Annotated in this window: 2 protein-coding genes and 1 pseudogene; all 3 read left to right on the forward strand. The window is 66.9% G+C overall.

Annotated elements, in window-relative coordinates:
• Positions 1-285: 285 nt before the first annotated feature.
• A pseudogene (locus VML93_RS29710) lies at positions 286-559 on the forward strand (AMP-binding enzyme); the annotation flags it as partial.
• 275 nt (positions 560-834) lie between these two features.
• Positions 835-2,241 carry a PPE family protein, SVP subgroup gene (locus VML93_RS29715; protein ID WP_325616023.1) on the forward strand — a complete coding sequence of 469 codons (1,407 nt, stop codon included), beginning with the start codon at positions 835-837 and terminating at the stop codon, positions 2,239-2,241.
• A gap of 50 nt (positions 2,242-2,291) precedes the next feature.
• On the forward strand, positions 2,292-3,653 hold the full coding sequence (locus VML93_RS29720) for a PPE family protein (protein WP_325616024.1): 1,362 nt from the start codon (positions 2,292-2,294) through the stop codon (positions 3,651-3,653).
• Positions 3,654-3,928: the final 275 nt, after the last annotated feature.

The raw sequence follows: 3,928 nt of genomic DNA on the forward strand, positions 1-3,928 counted from the left end.
GGAGCGTATCGCGCTATCCGGCGGGGCGCATATCGATTTCAAATAAACTTCTCCCATGGTCGAATTTATCGACCCTCAAAAAGCGGTGATATAGAACGGGTTTCGCGGACCGTGTAGGCGACAACGCGCTCCCGTTGGCTCGGCTCGCCGCCGACGGCTACCGGACAGGGCGGCTATCGCGTTGGCCTACGACCTAATTGTCGTTGCGAAGAAGTTTCAGCACGGCGACGGCGGCAACGGGGGCGCCCCGCCCAGATAGCGGTGACCCGCACTCATTGGCGCATGGATGTCTTTCCGGCAGAGGTGGAGTCCGCTCTGGTCGGGCACCCCGGCATCGCCGATGTCGTGGGGATCGGAATCTCCGATGAGCAGTGGGTCCGCCGGATGCACGCGGTGATGCAACGCGCCGACGGCGCTCAGCAAACAGCAGGTGATTGAGTACGCCAAAAGGCGGATGGCCCCGTGCAAGGCGCCCAAGGCCGTCGAATTCGTCGACGCGAGTCCGCGCACGGCGGCCACCAAGGCGAACCAGGCGGCGGGTAGCGCCGGCAGACCCGGCGCGGCTCGATGGCCGGGTAATGTTGTGGCGGTGTGTATTCGGTGGCTAGGCGGCGCATTGGAGAGTGATGTGCAATCCCATTGCGGTTCGTTTGGGCGAGGTGGCTGCGGATCTTCCGTTCGGTGACGATGCGGTTGATGTGACCCATGGCGACGACGCCCACCCGCCCGTCTCATGGACCGGTGCCCCCCACCCAGCTAATGTACTATGGCTCGCACCACGAGCGGTGCAGATGAGCTCGCCCCGATCGCGGTGCATTACAGGAGCAACGAGCCATGGATTTCGCGAGCTATCCGCCGGAGGTCAACTCGGCCCGTATGTGGTCCGGTGCTGGGTCAGGACCGTTGTTGGCCGCGGCCGAGGCGTGGGACGCGCTCGCCGCCGGACTGCATTCGGCGGCGAATTCGTACCAAGCGGTGGTATCCGGATTGACCGCTGGTCCCTGGTTGGGGCCGGCGTCGGCGTCGATGAGCGCTGCGGCCGCGCCGTATGCGGCGTGGTTGCGAGTCACCGCCGCGCAGGCCGAAGAAGCCGGCGCTCAGGCCAAGTCCGCGGCCGCTGCCTACCAAACCGCGTTCTCGGCGACGGTTCCGCCGCCGATGGTGGCGGCCAACCGCAGTCAGCTGATGACCCTGGTCGCGACGAATGCGTTCGGAATAAACACCCAGGCGATCGCGGCCACCGAGGCACAGTACGGGGAGATGTGGGCACAGGACGTGGCGGCGATGTATGGCTACGCGGCCTCGTCAGCCTCGGCGACGGCGCTAACGCCGTTCAACCCACCCCCGCAGACGACTAACCCGGGCGGCTTGGCCAACCAAGCCGCCACCGGCCAGGCCACCGGCATCGTGGAGAGCACGGTCCAGCGAGCCTTCTCCGCGGTGCCCAGCGCCCTGCTGAGCGCGGCCACCCCGGCAGCGGCCGCGGAGGACGAATTGGCCTGGTTGAGCCTGCTGGCCGATCTGTCCACCATTTTCTTCGGCGTATCAGCGGGCATCGCCACCTTTGCTGTCGGCGTGCCTGCCAACGTGGTCGGGGTGACGAGTTTTCCGTTTACCGTCTACGGCACCCTGGCGGGTCTTCACACCGACGAGATCCTCAGCGGCTGGAACGGCGAGGAGCCCTTTCCGGGCACTGAGCCGGCGCCGGTGAAGCCGTTCCCGGCGCCGCTGCTCAACTTGCCGGCGGGCACGGTGCCGCCGCCGAGGCTGTCGGCCGGTCTGGGTGAGGCGAACACCGTCGGAGCGTTATCCGTGCCACCGACCTGGGCCGTCGCCACCCCGTCGGTGCGGCCCGTCTCCTACACGCTGCCGGCGCTGAGTGAAACCGCGGTCAAGGCGACCGCCGTACCGGCGGTGGAAGCCAGTGCGGGCAGCACGCTCGGCCAGATGGCACTGGCAGGCATGGCCGGAGGAGCCATGGCCGGAACCGTTGGCACCGGCGGGCGCCGGGGTGGCGGCAAGGCGGTTAAGAAAGCCGTTGCGCCTGCTCGCGCCAGAACTGTAGCGACCACCGGTGACAACGCGGCAACTGGCGAAAACGGCGAGGCGCCCAACGGCAAGCCTCGGGCTGTGGTCACCGGAGTCGCGGCCGAGCTACGTGAATTCGCCAAGCTGCGCGACGAGGGGATTTTGACCGACGAGGAATACACCGAGCAGAAGAACCGCCTGCTCGGTCGCTGAATCGCCCGTCTGAAGAAAGCAGCGGCCGTCAAGAAGAGGTATGCGCAGCAATGGATTTCGGGATCTATCCGCCGGAGATCAACTCCGGTCGGATGTACACCGGTCCGGGACCGGGGCCTATGCTGGCCGCTGCGAAGGCCTGGGACAGCTTGGCCGACGAGCTGTATAGGGCGGTCAGCGGATATCAGTCGGTGGTGTCGGAACTTACCGAACGGGCTTGGTCGGGTCCGTCGTCCGCGGCGATGAGCGCAGCGGCCGGGTCGTATGTGGAATGGCTGAGCGCTACCGCCGCGCAAGCCGAGGAAACCGCCGCCCAAGCCCGGGCGGCGGCCGCCGCTTACGAGGCGGCGTTCGCATCGACGGTGCCGCCACCGGAGATCGCCGCCAACCGCAGCCTGCTGGCGGTGCTGGTGGCGACTAACTTTCTGGGACAGAACACACCGGCGATCGCGGCCACCGAGGCGCTTTACGCCGAGATGTGGGTGCAGGACAGCCTGGCGATGTACAACTATGCAGCTTCGTCAGCAGCCGCGGTCGTGGTGACTCCGTTTGCCTCTCCGCACCAGAACACCGACCCGAGCGGGATGGCCAGCCAAGCCGCCGCGATCAGCCAACTCGGCACCTTCGCCGGCAATGTGCAAGGAGCCATATCGGTTGTGCCGCAGGCGTTGTCCGCGATGGCGGTACCGGCCCAGGCCGACCAGCTCGCCCTCCTGTCCAGCCTGGCCGCGCTCGTTATCGTTGGACCAAGCGACGCAACGAGCCTTTTCGGGGTCCTACCGGCAGATGTGCTGTCCACAATCGTGGATTTTCCTATCGCCGCGTTCACGACTGTGTCGGGTGTCGGTGACGATCACACTTTCAGCGGCTGGAACGGGGAAGAGGCCTGGCCGGGTACCGGACCGGCACCCGTGCAGCCGTTTGTGGCGCCCCTTCCGGGATTACCCCCTGGCGGGTTTCCTGCGCCGACGATGTCAGCGGCCTTCGGCGGGGCGAACACGGTCGGGAAATTGACGGTGCCGGCGAGTTGGACCGTCGCCGCACCCGAAGTACGCCTGACCGCACTGACCACACCGCTGTCGAGCGCGAACGCGGCAGCGGGGCCGACAGCAGAATTCGGCGCCGCAAACACGTTGAACCAGATGGGAATTGGCGGAATGGCCGGACAGGCGATGGCCGACCCGCCGGCTGCCGCGAACGTTCAGAAGAACGCCAGACCGGCGTGGCTCACCGGTCGCACCGAGGACGCACCGGCCGACGACGTCGAGGCATTGCCCGCGCCGCGGACCGTCATGACCGGCGTCGCCGCCGCGATCCGCGACATCGCCGTACAGCGCGCCGCTGGACGGCTGAGCGAAGAGGAATACTCCGAGCAGAAGAAGAGACTGCTCGAAATCTCGTGCGGGCAGTAGGTCAGTCGGCGATTCTCCCCCGTTGCCGGGTTGTGTACACGGGTGTATCCGGCATGGGCAGCGAGGTATTCCATGCGCCGTTGTCGCGGCGGGTCGGGAGCCGACCTCCGGCTGCTTCAAAAGGCGATGGGCCACGCTTCGATCACCGTCACCGCCCATACCTACGCCGACCTCTTCGACGAGGAGGTCGACGATATCGCCGCCGCCCTCAACGCGCTGGAGGAAGTTCAGCCCGGCGACTGAGCGTCCAGGCCTGCCCGACCCATACGGCACTG

It is taken from the genome of Mycobacterium sp. (assembly GCF_035499775.1).
Taxonomy (GTDB): domain Bacteria; phylum Actinomycetota; class Actinomycetes; order Mycobacteriales; family Mycobacteriaceae; genus Mycobacterium.